This is a genomic window from Ellagibacter sp., assembly GCF_048412355.1.
Lineage (GTDB): Bacteria > Actinomycetota > Coriobacteriia > Coriobacteriales > Eggerthellaceae > Ellagibacter.
The window spans coordinates 19,502-43,156 of sequence record NZ_DBFSAP010000051.1 but is presented as its reverse complement, the minus strand read 5'-3'; the positions used below and the strand labels follow the sequence as shown (position 1 = coordinate 43,156).

At 57.9% G+C, this 23,655-nt stretch carries 19 protein-coding genes and 1 tRNA gene; 6 read left to right on the top strand and 14 right to left on the bottom strand.

Features of this window, described 5'->3' with window-relative positions; genetic code table 11:
- Positions 1–87 precede the first annotated feature (87 nt).
- A tRNA-Val gene (locus tag ACMRQN_RS08205) sits at positions 88–162 on the bottom strand.
- Between the two features lie 40 nt (positions 163–202).
- Positions 203–1,024: an arylamine N-acetyltransferase family protein gene (locus tag ACMRQN_RS08200; protein WP_418734577.1), complete on the bottom strand. Its 822-nt coding sequence runs from the start codon at positions 1,022–1,024 to the stop codon at positions 203–205.
- A 158-nt stretch (positions 1,025–1,182) separates the two neighbouring features.
- Here ACMRQN_RS08200 and ACMRQN_RS08195 point away from each other — a divergent pair, with 158 nt between their 5' ends.
- The 3 genes from ACMRQN_RS08195 (at position 1,183) to ACMRQN_RS08185 (ending at position 3,985) form a co-directional block, all read left to right on the top strand.
- Complete coding sequence (locus tag ACMRQN_RS08195) at positions 1,183–1,641, top strand: hypothetical protein (RefSeq protein ID WP_418734576.1); 459 nt, start codon at positions 1,183–1,185, stop codon at positions 1,639–1,641.
- Between the two features lie 204 nt (positions 1,642–1,845).
- Positions 1,846–2,925 (top strand): DUF262 domain-containing protein, encoded by a 1,080-nt coding sequence (locus ACMRQN_RS08190; protein WP_418734575.1) that lies wholly within the window; start codon positions 1,846–1,848, stop codon positions 2,923–2,925.
- A gap of 10 nt (positions 2,926–2,935) precedes the next feature.
- Positions 2,936–3,985 carry a DUF262 domain-containing protein gene (locus tag ACMRQN_RS08185; protein WP_418734574.1) on the top strand — a complete coding sequence of 350 codons (1,050 nt, stop codon included), beginning with the start codon at positions 2,936–2,938 and terminating at the stop codon, positions 3,983–3,985.
- 83 nt (positions 3,986–4,068) lie between these two features.
- Here ACMRQN_RS08185 and ACMRQN_RS08180 read toward each other — a convergent pair whose 3' ends face one another.
- The 8 genes from ACMRQN_RS08180 to ACMRQN_RS08145 all read right to left on the bottom strand — a co-directional run bounded on the left by ACMRQN_RS08180 (position 4,069) and on the right by ACMRQN_RS08145 (position 14,605).
- Positions 4,069–4,347, bottom strand: a complete 279-nt coding sequence (locus ACMRQN_RS08180; protein ID WP_418734573.1) for a hypothetical protein — start codon at positions 4,345–4,347, stop codon at positions 4,069–4,071.
- A 94-nt stretch (positions 4,348–4,441) separates the two neighbouring features.
- Positions 4,442–6,859 carry a methyltransferase domain-containing protein gene (locus ACMRQN_RS08175; protein ID WP_418734572.1) on the bottom strand — a complete coding sequence of 806 codons (2,418 nt, stop codon included), beginning with the start codon at positions 6,857–6,859 and terminating at the stop codon, positions 4,442–4,444.
- A 27-nt stretch (positions 6,860–6,886) separates the two neighbouring features.
- Positions 6,887–8,533 (bottom strand): VWA-like domain-containing protein, encoded by a 1,647-nt coding sequence (locus ACMRQN_RS08170; RefSeq protein WP_418734571.1) that lies wholly within the window; start codon positions 8,531–8,533, stop codon positions 6,887–6,889.
- Between the two features lie 9 nt (positions 8,534–8,542).
- Positions 8,543–10,849, bottom strand: coding sequence for a leucine-rich repeat protein (locus ACMRQN_RS08165; protein ID WP_418734570.1), 2,307 nt, complete (start codon positions 10,847–10,849; stop codon positions 8,543–8,545).
- Between the two features lie 143 nt (positions 10,850–10,992).
- Positions 10,993–11,328 carry a hypothetical protein gene (locus tag ACMRQN_RS08160; RefSeq protein ID WP_277013509.1) on the bottom strand — a complete coding sequence of 112 codons (336 nt, stop codon included), beginning with the start codon at positions 11,326–11,328 and terminating at the stop codon, positions 10,993–10,995.
- A gap of 225 nt (positions 11,329–11,553) precedes the next feature.
- Positions 11,554–11,829 (bottom strand): hypothetical protein, encoded by a 276-nt coding sequence (locus tag ACMRQN_RS08155; protein WP_158048850.1) that lies wholly within the window; start codon positions 11,827–11,829, stop codon positions 11,554–11,556.
- 83 nt (positions 11,830–11,912) lie between these two features.
- On the bottom strand, positions 11,913–12,272 hold the full coding sequence (locus ACMRQN_RS08150) for an oxidoreductase (protein ID WP_158048851.1): 360 nt from the start codon (positions 12,270–12,272) through the stop codon (positions 11,913–11,915).
- A 17-nt stretch (positions 12,273–12,289) separates the two neighbouring features.
- A complete protein-coding gene (locus tag ACMRQN_RS08145) occupies positions 12,290–14,605 on the bottom strand; it encodes a molybdopterin-dependent oxidoreductase (RefSeq protein WP_418734569.1) in 2,316 nt (771 codons plus the stop codon).
- 447 nt (positions 14,606–15,052) lie between these two features.
- Between ACMRQN_RS08145 and ACMRQN_RS08140 the strand changes: the two genes are divergently transcribed.
- Positions 15,053–15,829: a hypothetical protein gene (locus ACMRQN_RS08140; RefSeq protein ID WP_418734568.1), complete on the top strand. Its 777-nt coding sequence runs from the start codon at positions 15,053–15,055 to the stop codon at positions 15,827–15,829.
- Positions 15,830–16,000: 171 nt separating this feature from the next.
- On the opposite strand, the gene ACMRQN_RS08135 is transcribed toward ACMRQN_RS08140, so the two are convergent.
- From ACMRQN_RS08135 to ACMRQN_RS08125, 3 genes are all read right to left on the bottom strand, one after another.
- Complete coding sequence (locus ACMRQN_RS08135) at positions 16,001–16,519, bottom strand: FKBP-type peptidyl-prolyl cis-trans isomerase (protein WP_418734567.1); 519 nt, start codon at positions 16,517–16,519, stop codon at positions 16,001–16,003.
- Between the two features lie 65 nt (positions 16,520–16,584).
- Complete coding sequence (gene tig / locus ACMRQN_RS08130) at positions 16,585–17,895, bottom strand: trigger factor (protein WP_418734566.1); 1,311 nt, start codon at positions 17,893–17,895, stop codon at positions 16,585–16,587.
- Between the two features lie 175 nt (positions 17,896–18,070).
- Positions 18,071–18,295, bottom strand: coding sequence for a hypothetical protein (locus ACMRQN_RS08125; protein WP_170264496.1), 225 nt, complete (start codon positions 18,293–18,295; stop codon positions 18,071–18,073).
- 468 nt (positions 18,296–18,763) lie between these two features.
- Between ACMRQN_RS08125 and ACMRQN_RS08120 the strand changes: the two genes are divergently transcribed.
- On the top strand, positions 18,764–19,369 hold the full coding sequence (locus ACMRQN_RS08120; RefSeq protein ID WP_296060776.1) for a hypothetical protein: 606 nt from the start codon (positions 18,764–18,766) through the stop codon (positions 19,367–19,369).
- 254 nt (positions 19,370–19,623) lie between these two features.
- Here ACMRQN_RS08120 and ACMRQN_RS08115 read toward each other — a convergent pair whose 3' ends face one another.
- Complete coding sequence (locus tag ACMRQN_RS08115) at positions 19,624–21,303, bottom strand: MFS transporter (protein ID WP_418734565.1); 1,680 nt, start codon at positions 21,301–21,303, stop codon at positions 19,624–19,626.
- A gap of 666 nt (positions 21,304–21,969) precedes the next feature.
- On the opposite strand from ACMRQN_RS08115, the gene ACMRQN_RS08110 reads away from it, so the two are divergent.
- Positions 21,970–23,646, top strand: coding sequence for a LuxR C-terminal-related transcriptional regulator (locus tag ACMRQN_RS08110; RefSeq protein ID WP_418734564.1), 1,677 nt, complete (start codon positions 21,970–21,972; stop codon positions 23,644–23,646).
- Positions 23,647–23,655 lie beyond the last annotated feature (9 nt).

Genomic DNA, 23,655 nt, shown 5'->3' with positions numbered 1-23,655 from the left:
GGCAGGCCCGACGAGCCGTCAAGACGCGAACAATCCTCCGCCGAAAGAAAAAACGGGCCACGGAAAACCCGTGGCCCGTCGAATATCTGGTGGTCGCTGAGGGATTTGAACCCCCGACCCAGTGCTTGTAAGGCACTTGCGCTCCCGCTGCGCCAAGCGACCATGATTGCGCGAATGCGCTTAAGTATTGTCCCACACCTTCCTAGCGAGCGCAATATGGCGTGAAACCGAAGTGTTCCCGAAGCGCCGCCGAGACCGAAGCATCATCTTCGAGCGGAGTCTTTTCGCTCACGCCGGATTCGCGCACATTCAACACCCCGCGGCCAATGCTTTTGAAGCCGGAAGCCGTGCGGATATTCGCCATCACGGTATCGCGGAACACGGTCCCAGGCTGTGAACAGGCCAAACTCAACGCCGCAAAATCAATATCCTCGACAGCGGCAAGGCAGAACTCAAGCTCAGTCTGGCGCCTCGACGGGCCCTCGTCGCCGTACAGGTCGCGCTTCGCCTGCGAAATCCGGTCGATGGCCCACCAGTGCTCGTCGATACGGCGTGGAATGTACACCTCGCCGCGAACCGTCTGCTCACGCTCGTCGCAGACGACAAGCGAACCCGCGGGAAGCGGTCCGCCGAACCCGACGTCGACCGAAAGCAGCTCCCCGTCAAGGGAAACAAGCGTGCCCCGGTGGTTGATCGGCATGCGTCCTTCCCTGCCGCGGACAGCTCGGCTGAGGCAGGGACGCACCTCGAAGCCCACCGAACGAAGCAGCAGCTCGAACATCTTGTTCAGCTCGAAGCAAAATCCACCATGGCGATCGACAACGATCTTTTGATAGAGGTCGCCCATCTCAAGAGAGGGCGCTTCCCCAAGCGCAACCAGATCGGCGGTCTCGAACGGGACGCTGCACTGATGCGCGTACACCAAGCCATCGAGCGTCTCCCTCGTCACCGGGGCGTCGCCTTCCCATCCGATTCTCGCCAAGTACGCCGAAGTCATGACGTCATTGAGCATTTCCATCGCCATAGAGGGCCTCCCTCGCAAATCGCCGCGTTTCCCATCGGTTCCATAATACTAAAGCGAGCCTCCTACATCGGCTACACTCCGATTGAGTGTTGACTTGTCCTCACTGCAGCGTATCTTGCATAGGAGGAACGCGTATTGCCGAGCCGAAGGGGGACGCCATGGGATCCTACGAACGAGAGCAGCAGATGATTGCCGACAAGACGGCATCGCGAGGAGAAACCGCGCGCCGATACTTCGCGGAGCTCGATTCCCAGCTCAACGAGGAGACGTCGCATCTCTCCCATCGACCCGATTACTCGAAAACGCTCTTCGCGCCCGAGAATGACGACATCTACCGCGAGTTCTGCGCCTTCGTCGACCTTCCCGAGCCGCGCCATTTCGACGACATCGAAGACCCGATTTCCGTCGATGGGCGTACTGCCGCCGACGTCTACTTCGCCATGAAATCGAAGAACGACCGTATCGTCGCCATCGACGGCGCGGCAGTCTATAACATGCTCGTGAAACTTCGCACGCAGCCCGAGATTGCCAACAAGGTGCTCAACTTCCGCCCCACGTGCTACCAGGGAGGGTGCGGCTCCAAGGACGCCGGCTTCGACCTGGGGTATTACGACTAGGAAGGCACCCAAGCAAGCCGCACACCTGGTGGAAAACAGGCTCGCCTCGGGCTACAACGAGGGAAGCCCACCCGCGCGAAGGCTTACGCCCGTTCCATAACAAAGCCGTGCGATTCGTCCCATAATTCCCGCACCGTCCAAGCGAACCCCCCGCACACCGCATACTTAAACAAAAGAACACACCACCGTACCTGAGGAGTTCGTATGCAAACCAGTAATGCGCTTTTGCTCGATATCGTGGGCGCATCCCGAACTCGATTCGTTATTCCACCTTATCAGCGAGCATATTCGTGGAAGCGCCGCCAATGCGAGGAACTCTGGCTCGACATTTTCCGTGCCGCGCGGTCCGCCTCGCAGCACTTCGTCGGAACGCTCCTCTACGCCCCCGAGCGCAACGACGAGAATGGCAACGCCCGCTTCTCCATCGTGGACGGCCAGCAGCGCACGACAACCGTTTCGCTTATCCTGATCGCGCTCGTTCGCCACCTGAAGAACACGGGCACCACCCTCGTTCATACCACGGCAGGCGAAATCGAGGCGCGCTACCTTTTGCTCGACGGCGACTCGAACCTCCCCGGCAAGCTCGTGCTCTCCCGAGGGGACCGCGCCTCCTACTTCGACGCGCTGCGCGGGGCCGCCCCCGACGCGATCACCTCGGAGTCCATCGCGCACAACCTCGCGTTCTTCAGCGAGAAAATGGCCGAGCCCGATTTCGACGCCGAAGCGCTCTGGCAGGGGCTCAACCTGCTTTCCGTCATCTTCGCCGAAGTCGAGAAGACGGAGAGCGCACAGCCGATCTTCGAGAGTTTGAACTCCAAAGGTGCACCTCTTACCACCGCTGACCTGGTACGAAACTATCTTCTGCTCGCCGAAACGCACACGCAGCAAACCTATCTCTACGACACGTACTGGAGCATCATCGAGAGCCTGTTCGTGCCCGACCCCGGCTCCCTTCGGCTCGACAACGCGATCCAAGGGTGGCTTTCGGTAAGGTTCCGAAAGGTTCGTGCGCACGGGCCCGGCGAGGTGTACAGCATCTTCAAGCGCTACGTCGAGGACGACTACACCGGCACGACCGAGGACCTTTTGCGAGAGCTGCGCAACTTCTGCTTCGTCTGGGCGGAAAACTACCGCTACCACGCGGTGAAGAAATTCCGCACCATGGATTGGGCGGTTAACGGCGCACCAACCTTGACCAGCGGGTTCACCCGCCAGAAAGCCCACAACGAAGCATATGCGCAACGCGTGCGCGCCGAGATGCGCAACACGGACGCGGCGCTTTAGGAGAGATGGCATGAAAACGACGCAGCGCACCTTCCTCGATTACCTCGGGGCACCGCACACGCACTTCATCATTCCCGTCTACCAGCGCGTCTACACCTGGAGCGACAAGCAATGCGCGACGCTCTGGCGCGACTGCGCGCATGCGGGCGAGACGCAAAGCGAGCACTTCATCGGGACGGTGCTCTATTCGCCCGATTCGGAGCTCACAAGCGCGCAGACGCAGGCAATCGACATCATCGACGGACAGCAGCGCACGGCAACGATCTCGCTGCTCATCGCCGCATTGGCCGACTATTTGGAAGAACAAGGGGTAACGCTTGAAGACGGCACCGACGCGTCGACGCTGCGCGCGCGATTCCTCCTCGCAGACGAGCGCACCCCTGGGGAAGGCTCACGTAAGGAGAAGCTGACCCTCTCGCGGCTCGACAGGGAGACCATGACCGCGGTGCTCAACCACACCGACCTTCCCGAGGAGGACGACCTGTCGAAAAACGTCGTCTCCAACTACCAGCGCTTCAAAAGCTATCTGCAAGCCGAATCTGATGCGGAAACGATATGGCGAGGCCTCAAGCAGCTGACCATCATCGCCGCCGAGGTCGAGGAAAGCGACCATCCCCAAACGGTGTTCGAGAGCCTGAACTCGAAGGGAATGCCGCTCACCACGGCGGACCTTGCGAGGAACCTATTGTTTTCCGACGTCGAATACGAGGAGCAGGAGCGGCTCTACGACCAGTATTGGAAGCCCATCGAGAATATGTTCGCAGACGATGACGATGATGCCACGAGCATGAACGCTGCTTTGCGCGGATGGCTCGCCGTGAAGGCACCGCGCCTGCGCAGTAGGGCGAGCGATGATGTCTACGACGCGCTCAAGGCGTTCTTGCAAACCGAGAACCACTCAGATACCGAATCGCTGCTGCGCGGATTCAAGGGCTTTTGCGAAACGTTCCGCGCGCGTTCCCAGTCGAAGGGAGCGCGAACCGCCGATATGCATACGACCTGGGGAATCGGCGGAAGAACGAAGGGATTGCCCGTCGATCGGAGCCTCTTCGGAGAATAATAGGACCAGCTTGCGGGCGGCATCGCGTCCGCAAGCAAATGCCCCATCCGATGCCGGCCGCCCCGCCGAGAACCCCGCCCACGCTACGCCGGGTCGGCGGAGTTCAACCTGATGGCGCACGCTTGAAGCTCGTCGACCAACTCCATCGTGAGAGGCTCCGCGAGCTCCTCGCCCGCCTCCAGCTGAGCGTCGAGCGCGAAGCAGCGTCTCGTGAACGCCTCGTTTTCGGCATCGAACATCTTGAGCTCGCGCGCAGCACGAAAGCCATCTTCCACATCGGTCGACTTCGCGATGCGCCACAACAGCAGCGTCACCAGCCGAACCGACCCACGAAACCGCTTGTCAACAGGCACTTCAACCATTGTTTTCCCCTTTTATGCGAAGGCGCCTGCCAAGCCGCAGCGGCCCGGCAGACGCCTCATTCCCTTTGCAAGGCACGACGCCTAGCCGTAAAGTTTAGCGCTTCTTGCGAACGTAGAGAGACACGGCCGTGAACTTCACGTTTTCGTCTCCTGCCACCTTCGGCACGGTATGCCCCGCCTTGTAACCGCGATCTGCCTCAACCTCGAAGGACTCTTCGACAGAGGGCGCCTCGAAACCCGCAGCTTCAAGCCACGCGACGTTTTCCTGCTCGGTTCGCGCCGCCTGCACGCTGTTGCCGATGGAGCGAGCCTCGTCCACGACCGAGTCGGTGCGCGGCCGGTCCGCGAAGATTGTCTCCAAAATCAGTAGTCCGCCCGGTTTCAGGACGCGGCCAAATTCCCGTATTGCCTGCTCCTGGTCGTAGAAAAGCGTAATCACGTTATTCACGTAGATCGCATCGTAGACGGACGACCCGATGCCTGCGCCGATCAGGTCTTCGGGGAAGGCGACGCGGAACTCCATGTTGTTGCGCGAAAGCCCGCTCTCGTGCCACGCGCGGCTCATACCGTCTTTCGCCTCTTCGACATACGACGGACTCCAATCGACGCCCATCACCTCGCCGCTATCGCCGACCAGGGAGCTGAGCTTGTATACGCCGCGCCCGCGCCTGCAGCATATGTCGAGCACCTTCTTGCCTTTGAGCTCCTCGCGCGGCAAGAGCATCTTGCACACGCTCGCGAAACCGTACTCGAACTGTTTCCCACCATAGTGTTTTGCAAGCGCGCCCGCAGGAATCTCCGCCGGCACGTTTTGCGAGCCCTGTGCGCTCGCAGAAGCTGCAGAAACAGGGGCGGAAGTCGCCGCGCCGACCGCAGGTGTTGAGGAAGTCGCCGCGCCGCGCGAGCCCGCCGTCGCACCCGGCTCGCCCTTTGGCTTCGAACCGACGCGCATCCCGACCGCACCGGGCTCGCCCACCTCGCGCTCTTCTGCCAGCGAGGCATCGATCTCGGCAAGCTTGCTCACCCGCTCGGTGAGCCCCATGCGAGCCGCATCAACCTGAAGCTCCTGGTTGTGCTCGTAGTACTTCTCGTTTCCATAATGGGAGATGAAGCGCGTGGTCGGCTTGCGCGTAGTAAGCTCGGCCAGAAATACGAGCATCTCGCGGCTGCTGAGCGTCTCGTCGATGAAGTCGAACGCGTTGCTCATGCGCTCGCCCGCGGCATCGACCAAAGGCGAAATCTTCGAGACCTCAGCTTTGTACGCGCGCTCGATGGCATGGAACGCAACATCACCCTCGGTCGCCTTCTCGAGCATGCACTGCGCCGCAAAGCCCTTCAGCAAATCGATGACCAAGCGCTCCTCGCGAACGAACTTCCGCGAGGCGGTGCCAGATTCGATCTTTCTCGCCAGCTTGCGTTCGCGTTCGGACACGCGGGGGGCAAGCGCCTCGTCAACGCTCGCACCTGCGAGGAACTCAGGCTTCGTCTCGCGCAGCAAGTCGCGAAGCGTCACAACTATGCCCTCCTGGTCGAGCGCCTTCGAGCAGTCCGCCGACAGCGTATCGATCATCAGGCCAAGAAGCGCAATGCGCTCGTCGAAGGGCGCTGCCTTCGCGCGATCTTTGATGGACGGCGTCGCAGTGCCGGAAAGAATCGACCCCACCTGATAGTCGGAGCGATACTTCTCGAACAGCGAGTAGTACACGGTGAACTGGTCAGCAATGTCGTCGTCGCGCAAGAACTGCACGAACAAGTCGCGGTTCACCGGCTTGCCCATCTGTTCGTACAGCGAGATGACCTTCGCCAAATCCTCCCAACCGCGGGCCGTCACGAACGATTTGCCGCCGCCTGGCCGCGATTCGACCTTGTAGAAGCAGTCCTTCTTCGCCTCGAGGAACGTGGTCACGGCGGGGTGAAGACCCGCTTCGGAAGCATAGGTCTTCCACGCGCCGTAGTCGGGCTCGACGTCGATTTCGCGCAAACGGTCGAGCGTTACGATGTCGAACTCGTGCACCGAGCGGTTGTACTCGGGCGGGTTGCCCGCGCACACGATGACCCATCCCTCAGGCACCTTATGTTTACCGAACGTCTTGAACTGCAGGAACTGGAGCATCGAGGGGTACAGCGTCTCCGAAACGCAGTTAATCTCATCGAGGAACAGGATGCCCTCGCGCAACCCCGTGCGCTCCATGTAATCGTAAATCGCCGCGATGATCTCCGACATCGTGTACTCGGATGTATCGAATTCCCTCCCCTCGAATTCCCGATGCTCGATATGGGGAAGGCCGAGCGCGCTCTGGCGCGTATGATGCGTCATGGAGTACGACACGATGCCGATGCCCAGCTCGCGGGCGACCTGCTCCATGATTGCGGTCTTGCCGATTCCCGGCGCGCCCACCAAGAAAATCGGTCGCTGGTGCACGGAGGCAATCGAGAGCAGCCCCGCGTCATCCCTCTTCAAGTATGCCTCAACAGTGTCTTTCACCTGCTGTTTCGCCGAGACGATATTCATAGTGCCCGTCCTTTCACGCGCCCGCGGTTAGCGGATGCCTTGGCTTTTGAACCGATTGATGCCCGCCTCGTCGATGACGACCTTCATCGCCCAGGGCGGCACTGGCGGAAGGTCGCGCCCCTCTTCGTCCATGAATACGAACGCTGTGTCGTAATCGGGCGGCTTTTCGGGAAAGCTCCCCAGGCCGTCCGTGAAATAGATAAGCCCCTTCATCTCGGCCAACTCGCCGCGATCGCGCAGCGTCTCGACATAGTCGAACACTGGACGGAAGTCAGTCCCGCCGAACCCCCTGATGACGAAGTCCTCCATGAGCTTGTCGATCTCGCCGATATCGGTGATCCGCATATCGGACTGCACGCGCGCGTCGCACTGCACGATATGCACGTTGACCTCGGTTGTATAGGTTTCCGACTCCTTCAGGATGTCGAACGTGTGCTCGATGAAGCGACGGACCAGATCGCCCCGTACCGATCCCGACGTATCGATAGCAATGACGAACTCTCGCACCCGATCGGTCTCCTTGTACTCGAGCGGCTCGACAAGGGGCATGTTCCCGTAGAGCTCCATGCCGTAGGTGTAGTAGATGTAGTCGAATTCGTCCTGGTTGAGCAGCATTTCCTCGTTCATCGTCATGAACTTGCGCAGAAACTCCGTGTAGTCGTACACCTTGCGGTTCGCCACTGACAGATGCTGCATCAGGCTGTCCGATTCGCGGCCCCACTCCTTCGAGAACGTCTCGAGGTTCATCTCGATCTCCTTCGAGATTTCCTCCCATTCCCGCTCAGCCTCGTCGTCCTCGGAATGCTCGCGTTCCTCGTCATCGCTGGTCAGCGGAACGGGCTCAGCGCTGTCGCCTTCTCCATCCTCAGCATCATCGGTATCGTCCGCCGCATCTTCCGCCTGTTCGGTTTGCGAATCATCCTTTTTATCGTCCGTGTCGGTTGGCTCGTCGGCGCCGCCCGCAGACTCAAGCTCTATGTCGTCGGACTCGGGCGCCTCGCCGGATTCGCGCTCGCTCACCTCTTCCGGCTTCTGAGCTTCACGGCGCTCGGCAGGCGCATCCTCGTCGACGTTCGACGGCCATGCTGAATGATCGTCCCTCTCGAACAGGGCAACCCAATCGTTGAGCGTCGAGCGGCCCATCCCGAGGTACTGCTGCCCAGAAGGCGTGAGAACCATGCCCTTCACCAGCGCATATACCTTATTGGGAAGAAGGCTTCCCGTAAGCATCTTTATCCTGTCGAGCGCTTCGGTCCGCTCAGCGTCCTGTGGGGAGGAGAATCGCCCCGCGCACATATCGAGCACCACGCTCTCGGCGATGATATCGCACGTCAGATTCCATGCCTGCCGATTCCGGTGGTCCTTATCGAACGGGTGGCGGAAGATGCAGTGCATCACCATATGCAGATAGTCGCGGATGAGTTCGTCGAAGTCCTCCTCGAAGCGCGCGATCACGCGCGGCGGGTCGAAGGCCACACGGCGCGCATCCGTGGTCAGCGGATACCGCGCCCCCGCCCGAATCGGCAAGTTCTCCATGCGCCAAAGGGCCATGTCCAGGAAGCGGAACTTCAGCATGAGCTGGACGCGGCATTCGTCGAGAATGTCCCGGGCGAGCTCGTCCTCGCGAGCGCGACGCGCAAGCTTCGCGTCAGCTATCGTCTCCTGCGCCGACATGCCGCCCCCCTATAAATCGAAGTCCATCAACTGGCTGCCGAAGAATCGGCGCTTCACTTCAAGAAGGTATCCCGTCATCGCGGCATCCTGCACATCGCCCGCGCGCTCTACCACGATATCGATATTATCTTTTGTGAGATAGCCCAAATCAAGCATGTCATCCACGACCTGCCGATCATCATGACGCGCCGCCTGCACGATGATATCGACGAGGTTGCTCCTCATCACGCGATCGCACATGCTCTTGTTTGAAGGCGTCATGAGAACAGGGTCTTTCAGCCGCGCGATGATCATCTTGCTCTGGTCGTATATGCCGATGCCACCGTCCACCATCGCGTCATAGCTCGAGCCGCTCACAATCGACCCGTCGTAATGGTCGAGAATCGCCTCAACGCTCACATGGTCGGGGACGCTGAATGCAAGCTCGATCTGCTTGACGCTTCGGTCGATTTCGGGAAAGCGCACGTCAAAGCTGGTGTGACCCTCAATCGGCTCTTCAAGGTCGATATGGATCAGCTCGATAAAGCACTGGAAGGCAAGGCCGCGCATTCCCACCAGCTTGATTCGATTGGAAAGGTAGAGCTCGCGAATGCTCCTGTCACCATTGAAAGCGTACGGCGCAATGGCGACGACCTCCTCGGGGATTCTCACGCATTCCCGAGAGTCGGTGTTCACCACGACACGGGCCTGGCCGCTACTCCATTTCTCGAGCAGCATGCCATTTTTTTCCTCATAGCGCGCATTGCCTTGCGCCACCGTAACCTCGCGAAGTGTCGGCCGGCGCTTTCCATTGTGGGCGTTGTAGGTGACAAGCGCGTTCTCCCCGATCTTCTCGAGCGATGCGGGGATATGCAGCGATTCGAGAGCCGTATCCATAAGCGCCTCAGCGCCCATTTCGGCAACGCCCTCCGGGATAACAATGCGCCGCAGCGCTCGGCAGCCCTTGCATGCAGCGGCACCGATAATGCGAACGCCTTCGGGCAGCACCTCTTCTTCGAGCGCCGCATGGTTGAGCAGCGCCCCCGGGGCCACCTCCGTCGTCCCTTCCGCTGCCTCGAATCGCTTCGCCTCGCCATCGAACAGGCACAGCAGCTTCATGCCGTCGCCCTGAAGCTCATAGAGGGCGCCAAATTCGTCGAGCATGAGCCGCTCCGAACCGGGCTCCATCGTAAACGTTGCACCCTCGCCCGCGTAAACCAGCTTTGTTCGTGCAGCAACAGGGTATCCGATTTCGACAATGCTGTTCGGAATCCTTAAGGTTGATATACTTGAATTGCTGAACGCATCCGCCCCGATGACCTGCAGCTTCTCGTTGAGCGAGACACTCTCAAGGAAGGCACAGGCGAAGAACGCGCGCTCCCCGATTTCCCTTAAGGCAGAAGGAGCCTGGAAGGTCCGCACCCCAGTACGAGCGAAAGCGTAGGGGCCTATTTCCTCGACGCTGCTCGGCAGGTCGACCTGCGCTAGCTCGTCAAAGGAGCTGAACGCTTTCCGCGCAATCGTCGTGCACGAAGGCGCGACGGCGTACGATGGCAAGGGGCACGCAAGCGCTACGAGCGTTTTGGCGTCTTTTGAGTAGATTGCAACGCCGTCGGTCTGCAACCAGGGATTTTCAGGATCGATCGATATTCCAATCAGCCTGCTCTTCTGGAACGTTCCCGGTTCAACGCGAGAAAGCGCCGCACCGAACTCGACGTACTCGAGATGGGGAATGTCGAACAAGCTCGGTCCAACCTCTTCCAAAAGCCCCGGCATGCGCAACCTCGAAAGCGAAGGGCATCCACGAAACCAGTCAGACTCGAAAGTGGCAAGGTTGCATGGCAGCACAACGCATTCCAAACGCTTGCAGAAGCGGAAAGCGCAGCCCCCGATAAACCTCACTTCCTCCGGTACGACGATCGACGTCACGTCTTCTAAGCTCGAGCAGGCATCGGGCGCCAGCGAGCGAACCGGCAAACCCTCGATCGCATCGGGAATCACAAGCTCGCCTACAGCAGGCGAACAGCGCTCAATACGAATCGAAGATTCCGACAGCACGACGTATTCCCAATCGGTTCCAGCTTCATCAGCGAAATGAAGAAGCTCAGAAGTACATGCATCCTGAATCGCCTGCGCTCGCAGAGCAGCCTCGCGGCGCTCACGAATTCGCGCTTCGGTCGAAAGGACCTGCTCCCTTGTCGCCTTTCCGTCATTGAGCGGCATAGGGGTAAAGCCTCCAAAGCTCACATCGAGCTTGCTAACATCGAGCGACTTGTTACGATTCACCTGAGCTTTCGCATAGGCGATATAAGGAATCCCTAAAAGACCATCTGCCATTCCCGCACCTCAAAGCAACTATCAACTAACGAACGCAATGCGCCACAAGGGGCAATCCAAAACCCCGTCCAATCCCATTGCATTCCCCAGAATAGACAAAACGGCCCGACGCGAGGGTGTCGGGCCGTTTTCGAAAAATGCGATTACTTGCGGGGAACGCCAGCAGGGTCGACCGGGCGACGAGAGGAAATCTCATCGCCAAACGTGATGCAATAGCGCATACCCTTGAGGGTTACGTACAAGCAAGCAATCTCGTGCTTCCCGCCCTTGTTGAAGACCTCGTAGGTTAGCATCTCGCGATCGATCATCGGCTGATAGATTTCACTGTCGACAACCTTCTCAAGCAACATATTCGTCGCCTCGCGGCCAAGCTCGTCCTGCTTCAAAGCAATGTTGTACAGAATATCTTCTTGAGCTTCCGTAAGACGCCCGAGCTCTTCAACTTCAGCGCGAATTTCCTCTTCATTCGTCATAGCCATATCGAAAGCAATCCTCCTTGAGTAGGTAGCGCGAAAACGCATAACTCTGCTGATGGATGTATCTTAGCATTGGAAAATCGCCATTTGAGCAGGTCGAAGCTAGTGGAACAGTATGGCTGAAATCGTTTCATCCGCATTTTCGGGACAAAAAAAGAACCCCTTCTTGCGAAGAGGTTCTTAAGTGAGCTTAAATCAGGCCCCTAGAAAAACATCCCCTGGAGGGAACTAGATGCCGTTGTAGCCCTTCGAAGGATCGGAGTCGCCAACGCCATTAGCGGTGTCGCCAGCTTCATTGCCGGTACGCTTCGTAGAGGTGTATCCACCCCAAGCGCGAGCAATGAACTTGTCCTTCACGAAGAAGATCTGAGCCTTCATGAGGTCAGCCTGAGCAATGCCATGATCGGCGAGGACTTCGTCCTTGCTCTTGCCAGCCTCGAGGCCTGCGTTCAGCTCAGCAGCTGCAGCAGCAGCGTCGAGCTCAAAAAATTCATCGCGGGTCATGTTATCCCTCCTTATTGGTCTATCACACGATGCCATGGTCGCCAGTCGCCTAGCGACCACGGACATCTTAACACACTAAAGAGTTACAGCTGGAAGAGAACCATCGGACGATCGAACTCTGCCATCTTAGCGACCATCTCTTCGACGGTACCGTAGTACATCGAAGCGGACTCGTCGACCTGGACAGCGAGCGGACGCTGGCCAGCCTTGTCGCCATTGGTTCCCCAATGCTCGGAGAAGATGGACGTCGGGCAAGGAATGTAGAACCACTCCCAAGCGTCGCCGTCATTACCTTCGCCCTTCTTGAAGGGACCAACCTGAACTTCCTTGATACCGAACTGTTCGAGAGGAAGGCCAAGCTCTTCTTTGCAGCCGATCTCGGCGGCATGGTTACCGGAGTAGTACGTGTAGTCTACGAGCAGTGCGTACTTCTGATCTGCCATTTATGCCACTTCCTTTCTTAGTCGTCGGAGTTCAGGCTATGGACGCGGCGGATGTTGCACATAACACCCTTGTACGGAGCGCCAAAGCCAAGCTTACCAATGTTCTGATGCGGCACGAGGCTGTTGAAGTTGGACTTCCAAACGCCGAACAGGTTGGGCTCTTCGCCGTCCTGCTCAGGGAACCACCAGCCGTGAGCGCAGTTGAGGATACCAGGCTTCATGACCGGCGTGATCTCAGCCTTGAAGCGAGCCTCGCCGAACATGTTGTAGACCTCGATCCAGTCACCGTCGGTCACATCGTACTCTGCAGCGGTCTCAGGATTGATCTGGCACCACGGCCACGGATCGATCTGGCGCAGGGACGGAACCTGACGATGCTCAGAATGGAAGGAGCTGTAGCGACGAGAACCAGAGGTGGTGATCAGAGGATACTGACCAGCCAAGTCGGGCTTGCTGATCGGGCTGTAGTTCGGCTCCTCGTAGTACGGCAGCGGATCCTCGCCCCAGGATTCGTAAAGAATCGAGTAGGCTTCGATCTGACCGGTAATGGTGTTGAAGCCGGGAGCGCCGTCGAAGCGGAGCATGCCCTTCGCGTACTTCTCGTACTCGAAGCCATGAGCGCCAGGCTGATAAAGGCCGAGCTCCTGGAAGGTCTTCCAGTCGAAGCCGAGCTCCTTGAGCTGATCGCTGAAGAAGTCTTCGACTGCCTGCTGCAGCGCAGGAAGGTCAAGCGACTTGCCGTCTGCAGGCTTGTACCACGGCCACCACTCGGGGTTGAGGCGCTGACCGAACATGAGGCAGATCTCGATGTCGGACTTGCACTCGCCAACCGTGAGAGCCTTGTTCATGGGGCCCATGAACACGGTGTTGCGGCCATAGTGGGTGAGGACGATGCCATCATGCTCAGCCCAGGTGGACATGGGCAGGAAGTAGTCACCGAGAGCCATGGAAGTCGGCGTCTGGGTGAGGTCCTGGATGACGACGAACTCGAGCTTCTGGAGAGCCTTGTGCCAACGCTTCGGCTGAGCGGAGCAGGTCGGCGTCAGGAAGTTGGAGCTGTTGAACCAGCCCATCTTCAGAGCGTACGGCTGATCCGTCTCCATGGTGTTCAGGGTCTCGTCAGGCTGGGTGGTAGCCATGCCGGTGGACAGGCCAGGCCACTGCGCAGCACCGATACGCTTCGACCAAACTTCGTCGGTCATAGCGCCGCGCTGCTCCATGCGCCACTTGCCGAGAAGTGCCGACGGAGGACCAAGGGTAAGTCCACCAGGACGGTCGATAGAACCGCACATAGCAGCCAGGATGATGAAGGACTGGGACAGCTGAACGCCGTTCTTGTTCTGGTCAAATGCCAGACCCCAAGCCCAACCGATAGGACGCTCGGTGCCGATGATGTGGGCGACGCGCTTGATTTCCTCAGCGTCGACCGTGGTGATCTCGGCGACCTTGTCCACAGGATACTCAGCGGCACGAGCCTTCAGCTCGTCAACGCCGTAGATCCAGTTCTCGACGAACTCATGATCGTACTCATCGTTCTCGAAGAGGAGGTTGATGAGGCCGAGTGCAAGAGCCGTGTCGGTCTGCGGGCGAACCTGCAGGTTGATGTTGCCATCATGAGCGCCGACCCAGGTGATGCGAGGGTCGATGGAGATGATGTGCGTGCCAAGCTTCATCATGTCGACGAGGCAGTGGCCGAAGAAACCGTCGCCGTTGGAGGGCAGCGGCTCCTTGCCCCAAACCACAACCCACTTGGACAGCGTGTAACGCGGGTCATGATAAGAACCGGGCAGGTGACCAGCGTAGTCGAGCTCAGGATAGCCTGCGCCGAGCACGTAGTCAGAGATGGAGCAACGAGGACCATAGCAGGACCAGCCAGACTGCGTGTAGCAGCAGTTGGGGGACTGCAGAACGGAGAACGTCAGCGCGTAGTAGTAGATGCAAGCCTCACGACCGGTACCACCGAAGCAAACGATGGACTCGGGGCCGTAGGTGTTCTGGAAGTAACGGACCTTCTCGCAGATCGTGTCCATTGCCTCGTCCCAAGTGGTGCGCTCCCACTTGTCCTTGCCGCGATCTTCGAACGCACGCTTCATCGGGTAGATGACGCGATTCGGAGAATGGGTGTACTCACGAAGAGCAAGGTTCATGGCGTTAACACGACCAGTGGTGATCGGGTTATCGTCGTCGCCTTCGATACGGATGAGCTGATCGCCCTTCGTAACGACCTTGACACCGTATCCAACCGGGTGAGATCCCGGAGGAGACCAAGTGTTGCTACGAGTGACTACGGTACCGTCTTCAAGCTCGGTACGCCACTGCTTACCATATGCCATAGTCTTCTTCCTTCCTTTTCCCTCGCCAATTTCTTTCTCCACATTTACCGAGCGGGGTCGCTTGGAAGCCGCTGTCTTGCTTCCTTGCGTCACCGCCTCAAGGCACGTTTCATATTAGAGACATTACGGGGCATGGAATCGAATCAGCGGGTTGTTTTTGAGTAGTTCAACCTCATCCTATTAGGTTGATTTTCTCAATCCAACCCGCTATTTCCCCTGGTCATGAAAAATTCCGCGAACGGCATGTCCATTTTTCAACTTTTTAGCGTTTCGCTTCGCTCCCCTGAAATCGGGTAGGAAAAGGCGCGGAATCACACGCTGCATGACACCATCCATTGGTACAATAAGAAGCGGTATTCATGCTGTCTGATACCAATTACGTATGAAGATATCCACGTCACGTCCCGGGCCTGATTCACGGCCCGGTTTTTTGGGGAGGAACGCACTATGGCCACTCAGCAATTCACCCTTACTTCTTACGATCCCGTCTATGCGATCGCCGAGGAAGTCCGCATTCCCGAAGACACGATTCGCGAGACCGCTGTCCGCTGGCTTGAGATCAACATCTGCAAGGAAGGCGAGAAGGCGAAGCTGACCGACGGCTGGGTCAACGCCCACTGCGATGATTTCAAGTCGGTCGACGAGCTTTTGATTTTCATCCGTTACAACATGTATCGCGACAATCGCGAGGTTCAGGAACTTGCCGACCAGGACGCTATCTGCAAGGAACTCTCCAAGCGCCTCGTGGAGGAGCTTCCCGCCGACCTCGTGGAGAATTCCCTCTATGCGTCAACGATGCGTATGGAAGAGATGATCAGCCGTCAAGGCATGACGAAGGAAGAGTTCTGCGAGCAGCGCGGCATTACGCCCGAGCAGCTCGACGCCGACGTTCGCGAGCGCACCATCCAGAGCCTGAAGGAGGATTCCGCTCTGGCCGCATACGCCGACCATGCCAACTACACGCTCGAGGCTGAAGACTTCTACGCCATCATTCCGGGCGACTCCATCCAGGACAAGGCTTACAAGCGCCGTCAGATCGAGCTCGACGGACGTCTTCCGCAAATGGAAGAATACGCCCGCAAGACCAAGGCGTTGAAGGAGATTATGGAGAACGCCATGATCAAGCGCAAGGCAACCGACACCGAGTGGCTGCGCTACGGCGACACGAGCAAGGACGTGCTGAACGCGAACAAGCAGTTCCCCGAGAACTTCGTCACGCTGTAAGCGCTGTAAGCGCCCTACAACACCTAACACGCGAAAGCCGCTGCAAAGCTGCAGCGGCTTTTCTTTCGCCTGAGCGAGGCTCTCTTCTGCTCTCCCAGGACGCAAGGAGGCCCCCGCATCTGCGAGGGCCTTTTGTTTCACTTGAAATGGAAGTGCGGCTTTGGCTATGCGCTATCGGTAGGATTCGCCCTGGTCGCCGCCGAGGAGCTTCGACTGCTCCTTCATGTGCTGGCGCTTCTCGTGCTCCGAGATGAAGTTCTCAGGTGCCGCCTCGACGCTCTTGATCTCTACCTCGAAGGTGAGGTCCTTACCTGCGAGCGGGTGGTTCAAGTCGAACTTGGCGTTGCCGCCCTCGATCTCGATGACGGTGCCGAGCGTCGGCTCGCCCTCGTCGTTGGCCATCCACAAGCGAGAGCCCACTTTGATGTCGCGCTTGGGAATCTGGTGCGTCGGTATGACAACGACGTAGTCATCGAGGTATTCGCCATATGCCTCGTACTGGCCGACGGTGAACGTCTTCTTCTCGCCTTCGACGCCTTCCATGGCGAGGATTTCCTTCTCGAAACCGTCAATCGCCATGTCCATTCCCGTTTGGAAAACCATGGGGTTCTCCTCGGTCGCATAACCGAAAACAGTGCCATCCTCCAACGTGCCCTTGTAGACGAGCGTTACGGTAGATCCAAGATCCATGTTTATCTCCCTTTTCCGGCGCCCGGCCAAGGTGCCGCAGCGCGTTTGAGCGTTCCTATGCTGATTTAAGCCTCTTCGTCAACCACAGTCACTTCTGCAGTCTGCACAAGCCAGCGAGAGGCCTTCGAATGGCGGCAGACTTTGCGAAGCTCGGCCATGCGATTCGCCTTTTCCCACTTCTCGCGCGTTGCGATGGCGTCGTCTTCCTGGGCAAGCTCTTTCTCAATATCTTCCTCGGTAACCTCGATGCCCTTCTCGGCAATGAGGGCCTCGAGGGCGCAATCAATACGGGCGCGGCGAATTGCCTCTTGCGTCACGTTCTCCTTGATCTCATCGGCCTTGCCGTTGTTGTTGAGGAGCCATTCCTGCAAAGAGGTGCCCTGCTTCTCGAAGCTCTGCATCATCTCGCGGCCGACGTCCTGGCGGATGAAGTCGACGTAGTATTGAGGAACGTCACCCACAAGGCGATCGGCGAGCGCGTCTACCGCACGCTGCACCATAAGGCCCGGGAGCTCGGCTTCTTTGTGCTGATTGATCTGGTGGCGCATCTGCTTGCGCATATCCTCGGCGTCCATGCAGCCCACCTTGGCCGCGAGCTCGTCGCCGATCTCGGGAACGATCTTGCGGCGGAATTCCTGGATCTCGACGTTAGCGTGCAACTGACCATCGCCGAACTGCGTGTTGCCCTCGTCGTCTTTCGCCTCGAAGTCGAACTCGAGGGTATCGCCGAGCTTGCTGCCGACAAGATGCTCGTCGAAGGACGCGGGCATAGAGCCAGAGCCCAACTCGATCATGCGCGTTGCATAGCGAAGGCCGTTCACGGCATTGCCGTCTTGCGTGACCGTCACAGCCGCCGAGACCACGTCGCCCATTTCCGCAACATGATCGGGATCGTCAATCTTCTCGAAGGAATGGTAGACATCCTGGAGGTGCTTAAGCTGGCGCTCGACTTCCGCGTCGGTCGCCTCGTCGGGCGGCATCTCGATGGAAACGCCGTCGTAGCTCGAAAGCTTCATTTGCGGCACCACGGCGCCAGAGACGGTGAACGTGAACGACTGCCCCTCGACAACGTCGTTATCAACGTTGAAATCCGGCTCCCCTACGAAGATCACGTCCGCGTCGTCGAGCGCCTTGAAAGCCTTTTCGTTGATGAGCATCTCGGCGACGCCGCCCATGGCGTTCTTGTGGCCACCTACGTTCTGCTCGAGAACCGCACGAGGCGCCTTGCCCTTGCGGAACCCAGGAATATCGCGCTGAGCGATTTCAGCGAAGAACTTGTCTGCCGCTTCCTTCACTTCGTCGGCGGACGCAACCAGGGTCAGAACCAATTCCTGCTTGTCCCCATCGTCCTCGCGAACTCTGTCTTTAACCTGCACAGCTCCTCCTTTATGCCGGCAATGATTTCTGCGTTGCTGAATTTACGCTGTTCCTGCAGTTCATTGTACCTTAGAGGACATTTCGGGGAATAAAAAAAAGACTGGTTCAGAAGCTTTCTGGACCAGTCTTTGAAAAATCGTACTACAACTATTACGTTGCGGAACGAGTGGCTTCTTACATGCCAGGAGCCTTGGGGGCACCGGGAGCCGCAGGGGCACCAGGAGCAGCCGGGGCACCGGGAGCACCGGGGGCAGCCGGAGCGCCAGGAGCAGCAGCCGTCAGATCACCTTTGCAGAAGGGGCAGTTCTTGAGAACCATGCCGCCCATAGCCTGGATGGTCTTGCCGCAGTGCGGGCACTTGTTCGGGCCAGCCGATGCGTCTGCAGGACGAAAACACATAACAATCCTCCTTTGTAGCTTCCCGAAGATTCGGCTTCATACCAAAACTTCGGACATCCTTTTTTCAAAACGCCATCCCCGCCGGATTGACGCTTCGATTACCTTCCGCTTTGTCCGAACGTAGCCATCGGCTGCTCTGGACCTTCCCAATCCGTTAATTGAGCAATCGATATCTAAGCTCTGTTATCAAAGCATCTTTAGTTTATAGGTCGAGGCGGGAAATGCATCATCACAATGGGATGTCTTCATATTTTCACCATCATCCTTCGAGGTTGAATTTCCTCGTCTTATCTGGGAAAACGTATAGGACATAATCCACTATATGGGGCATTCCTATGATAAAATCGAGAAGCAAGAATAACGGTAGCTTTTAAAGCTAAATCTATGAGATTGCCGACCCCTAAAGCGGCGAAATCACGTCTTGCACTATACTTTTAGTAACGTTTTCGGCACTACCGAAGGAGCTCTATGCCCAAGTTCAACAAGATGTACTTCCCCGTCGACGCTATCGCGAAACACGAGGATTTCGATGTTTGGTATAGCGACGGAGAACGAGCTTTGCGCTTCGAGGGCCCTTGGGAGAAAGAGTCCGACCGCATCGCGATGATCGGGCGCATGGGCGGCCAAATCGGCCAAATCAGACCCGACAACAAGGCACTCAACTATTATCTGCGCCACGATCGCTTCGAATACGAGTTCCAAACCCGCGTCATCAAGGAGCACTATTATGTCGAGGGCATGCTGTGGGACATCCACGGCAGCGTGAGCAAACCGCCGGTCGACTTCTTCCAGATCAAAAAGAAGAAAAACGAAGTCCACGTTCGCAAGACGCTGTTCAAGGACCACGGCGAGTGCTTCGAGGTAACCGCTCGCGACACGGCGACGCTGCGTATTGCCGTTGAGGCCACGGTGGCCATGTGCATCAAAGAGGAGTACAAGGGCTTAAGCGACCCTGATGAAGACGAGCGCGGCGGAAAGAAACGCGGCACTTTCGGCAAGTTCTTCGACTTCATCCAGCCCAAGGGCGTTCCCTACGAGAAGCTCTACGATGAGGAGGGCAATCCTCTCGGCTAGCACCCATCCCTTTAGCTGGGCGAACGCCAAACTGCAACCTAAAACTAGAGAAATCGAAGAAGGCCTCGGACATCGCAACCCGAGGCCTTCTTTATATGCTCCAAGCATTTCTTCAGGAGCAGGTGGCACCTGGCAGCAACACTCTAGCGCCCGGAGGCGGTTAATGTCGCCCCTGCCCTGCCCGCACAACAAAAGAACCCCCGCCGAAGCGGGGGTTCTCGATGCAACCGAATGGGTTACTTTTCAAGCTTGCGCTACTTCTCGAAGTAAGCCTTGCGATACGGGGTAGCGAAGATGAAGAAGTAGACGAACGGAAGCAGAACGCCGACTGCCATGAGAGGCAGAGCGATCGGGTTCTTCGACCAACCCTGGACGGCCAGCGGGCACACGATGCAGGTGATGAACAGGAACGCGATCACGACAAGCATGATGATGAAGTTCGTCATGCCGGTGTCGGAAGCATCGGTCTTGCCGTCGCCAGCGAGCTCGTCCATGGACTTGCCGCCGGTTTCCTTAACGAACAGGAGGCAGCAGATGAAGCCGAGAACGAACGGAACGATGAGGACGAGGACAACCATCGACCAGTTCGTGGCGCCTTCGGCGGTCTGGAACATAGCCATACCAGCGATGCCACCGAGGACGATCGAGGAGGCGGAGCCGCCGAAGCGGGCGAACGCCTGGCACCACGAAACGCCGGTGTTGCGGATTGCGGTCGGGTAGGACTCAGGCATCAGCGGCTGAACAGCGGTGATGGCGTAGTTCAGAGCAAAGCCGAAGAGGAGCATGAGGGCGATCGACAGACCGAAGTTGTTCGGGACAACGAACACGGAGCAGATGACGATCGCGACGATGCAGAAGATCCAGGAGAACGCAAGGTTGCGCTTACGGCCGATGCGGTCAGCGACGAAGCCGACGCAGCAGTTGGAGGCGATAGCAGCAACGTTGTTCCAGGTCTGGAGAGCAACAGCCTCAGACGGGGTGTAGCCAATGCCCTTGAACCAGGTGGGCAGCCATGCGTTCATGCCGTACACGCAGAACTGGCCAACGAAGTAACCGGTCCAGATAGCAGCGGTCGGGACGATGAACTTCTTGGAGAACAGGATGTTCGGGGAAGTCTTGGCAGGCTTCGGCGGAACGACGAGAAGCTTCGGGTCGAAGTGGGTCTCTTCCTGGCCAGCGGAGCGCTGAAGATGGTTGAGAGCCTTGCAAGCCTCTTCCATGCGACCAGCGTTGGCGTACCAGTGCGGAGTCTCATGCATGAAGAAGTGAAGCACGATTCCGTAGATGATGGGCAGAGCGCCGATCAGGTAGCAGAGGCGCCAGTTGGCGTACATGGTAGCGGAGGAACCGTCAGCGTTGAGATAGGTGACCTCATTGGTGAAGCCGCCAAGGATCGGGGTTGCAGTGTTGCAGATCGGGTTGCCGATAACGCCAGCGAGAACCCAGCCAGCAACCATGCCCGCCATGCCGATCGTCACGAAGACGCCGCGCTGCTTGGACGGAATCGTCTCAGAGAACACGGTGGTGACGATGGGGATGCAGGAGCCGACGCCGAAGCCGGCGATCAGGCGGAATGCTGCGAAGAACACGAGGTCGTTCGCGAAAGCCTGGGGCAAGGTGAACAGACCATAGAAGATAACAGCGATGGTCAGCATCTTCTTACGGCCGATCTTGTCGGACATGATGCCGCCGACTGCGCCGCCGAGAACCATGCCGAGCAGGCCCCACGTGGTGAGCGAGCCCATGAGAGCACCCGGGTTCGGGTTGTCGGGCCAGAACGTATGTGCAACGAACAGGTTGGTGGTGTTAACGACCATGAAGTCGTAACCATCGAAAATCATAGCGAAGATCATGAGGAAGAACATAAGCCACGTGTGGCCGTTAACTCCCAAATGGTCTACAACCTCTGAAACGGTGAATTCCTTACCGTTCATTAGTCCCTCCTTTAAGTGAGAAGCTTGAGTATCCCGACTCAAGCGGAGCGGCTTTGCCTATATCCCTTAGGCGGACCGCCATGCAATTACTCCCCATTTGCACTAACGGCAAGAACATGGTGCGAAGGACATGCCCCAGAATTCAGATTCCGCAACTACGGGTAGTGACTCTTCAATACCGGCCATTGCAGAAGCTTCGGCGCCCTCTCGCATCCACTGCGAGAAACCGTGCGTGCGCATCCCCCTTTCAGACTTCTCTTCCAAATTGCCAATCTATCCCCTGCGGCCAGCGGTACAAAAACGCCGGCGAACAGACAAACGGTACTTTACGTAAGGCAAACGGTATGAGCGTCAAACCATGAGGTTATTTTTGCTCATATCGTATCAACCTCACGGGTTGATATTTCAACATCCACGCGTAAATCTGTCCACTTTTACCCTCATCAAATCGCAATTGCCCGTCCCTTCCCCAAAATGGGCACTGTGTTGTTTTTGCTGCATTCTGCGCACGAAATTGAGCAAAGATTGCGCGCATTCGATAGCATTACCTAGCTTCAGTAGGGTAATATAGCTGCATACGCAGTATCGAACGCTTAGGTTGAGATTTACCGCGCAAAAGAAGATAATCACGAAGCTCGCAAACGCATCATTTAGGGGAACAAACATATGGCTTCGACTTTTCCGCATGTCACTATTACGGTCGCAGGCAAGGAAAACGGCTCTGACGCCTCAGGTGAACTTAATACGCTTTCACTCGGGTACGGCTTCCATCAAGCATGGATTTACTCTGCCATGTTCAGCGCTGGCGTGTTCTTTGGGACCGACAAACCCTTCACCATGCTTTTCGACGGAGCATATTCCTGCTCGCTCATCGTTCTCGTAATCTCGATGATTTTCTTCGGCATCGCACTTCTTGCCCTTGGCGTTACCAATCAGATGTTCTTGCGCTTCTACGTGTCGAAACGAGCGCTCGGGCTTTCTGCGTCGCTCACCTGTTTGGGCACCTACGCCTCGTTCCTCATTCCTGTCGGCGGCCCCCTCGGCACCTTCGCCTTGCTCTTCGCGGGCTTGGCAACGGGCATCGGGTCGAGTCTTATGGTCGTGCTGTGGGGCACGGCGTTCGCGCGCTATGAGTTCAGCACTATCATCCTGAACACGGCGGTTTCAGTCGCCATCGGCATCGGCCTCTACATGGTTCTCACTCACTTGGTGCCGCCCTTCTGCTCGGGCGTCATCACCGGCATCTTCCCCATTGCCGAAGTCTTCATCCTCTGGCGCCTGACGCCGATTCCCTACTATCGTCGTCGCGAGATTCCGATTTTCCATCCGTTGACGGTCAAGCCCGCGCAGTTCCTTGTCCGCATGCTTATCCCGACAGCGATCTTCGGTTTCGCGCTCGGCGTCCTGCGCACCGTTGCGAGCAACATCGTGCTCCCTGCCGCCGACTTAACGATGCTCCTCGTCATGGGCGCCGCAGCCTGTTTGGGCATGTTCATCACCATCGCAACGATTTTCATTTCGAAGAACGAGGGGCATTGGGACCTCATCTTCCGAACGCTTTTGCCGTTCATCGCCCTCGCAGCGATTTCCCTGCCGTTCCTCAACTCCCCGAGCTCGCTTCTCGCGTGCCTCGCGCTCATCGTGGGATACATGTGTTTTGAAGCGCTCATGTGGATATTCTTCGCCGATCTGGCGCAGGAGTTCCGCCTTTCGCCCATTTTCGTATTCGGCACGGGACGAGGCACGCTTGCGCTTGCCTCTCTTTTCGGGACACTCTTCGCCATGACACCGATCAGCGACGCCAGCTCCATGATCACGGGAGCCGATTACGGCTCTGGGGCTCTACTCGTTCTGTTTGCGCTCATCCTCGGATACGTGCTGTCCCCTCGCCAGCGCGAAGTGAAGGCGATTGTCGCCGCCCCAACTGAAGGAGTAAACGTGGATCAGGGAACGGAAGCCCTGAAAAAGCACATCGCTGCGCTGGACGAGAAAGATGCCACTGCAGAGAAGGCGCCCGCTCCCGAATCCGAAGAACCTCAGGAGACGCCGCAGGATGCCGAGGAGGGTCGCCGCGCGAAGGGGCGCTTCCATGCCCAATGCGAGGCAATTGCCGACCGTTATCTTCTCTCGCGGCGCGAGACCGAGGTTATGTTCCTTCTTGCGAAGGGTCATAACGCGGCGTTCATTCAAGACCAGCTCTGCATCTCTAAGAGCACGGCGAAGACGCACATCAACCACATCTATCGCAAGCTCGATATCCACACGCAGCAGGAGCTTCTCAGCATGGTCGAGGCCGCCAAGCGCGAGGCATACGACTCGGAGAACAATCCTCCGCGCCGCTAGCGCATAAGT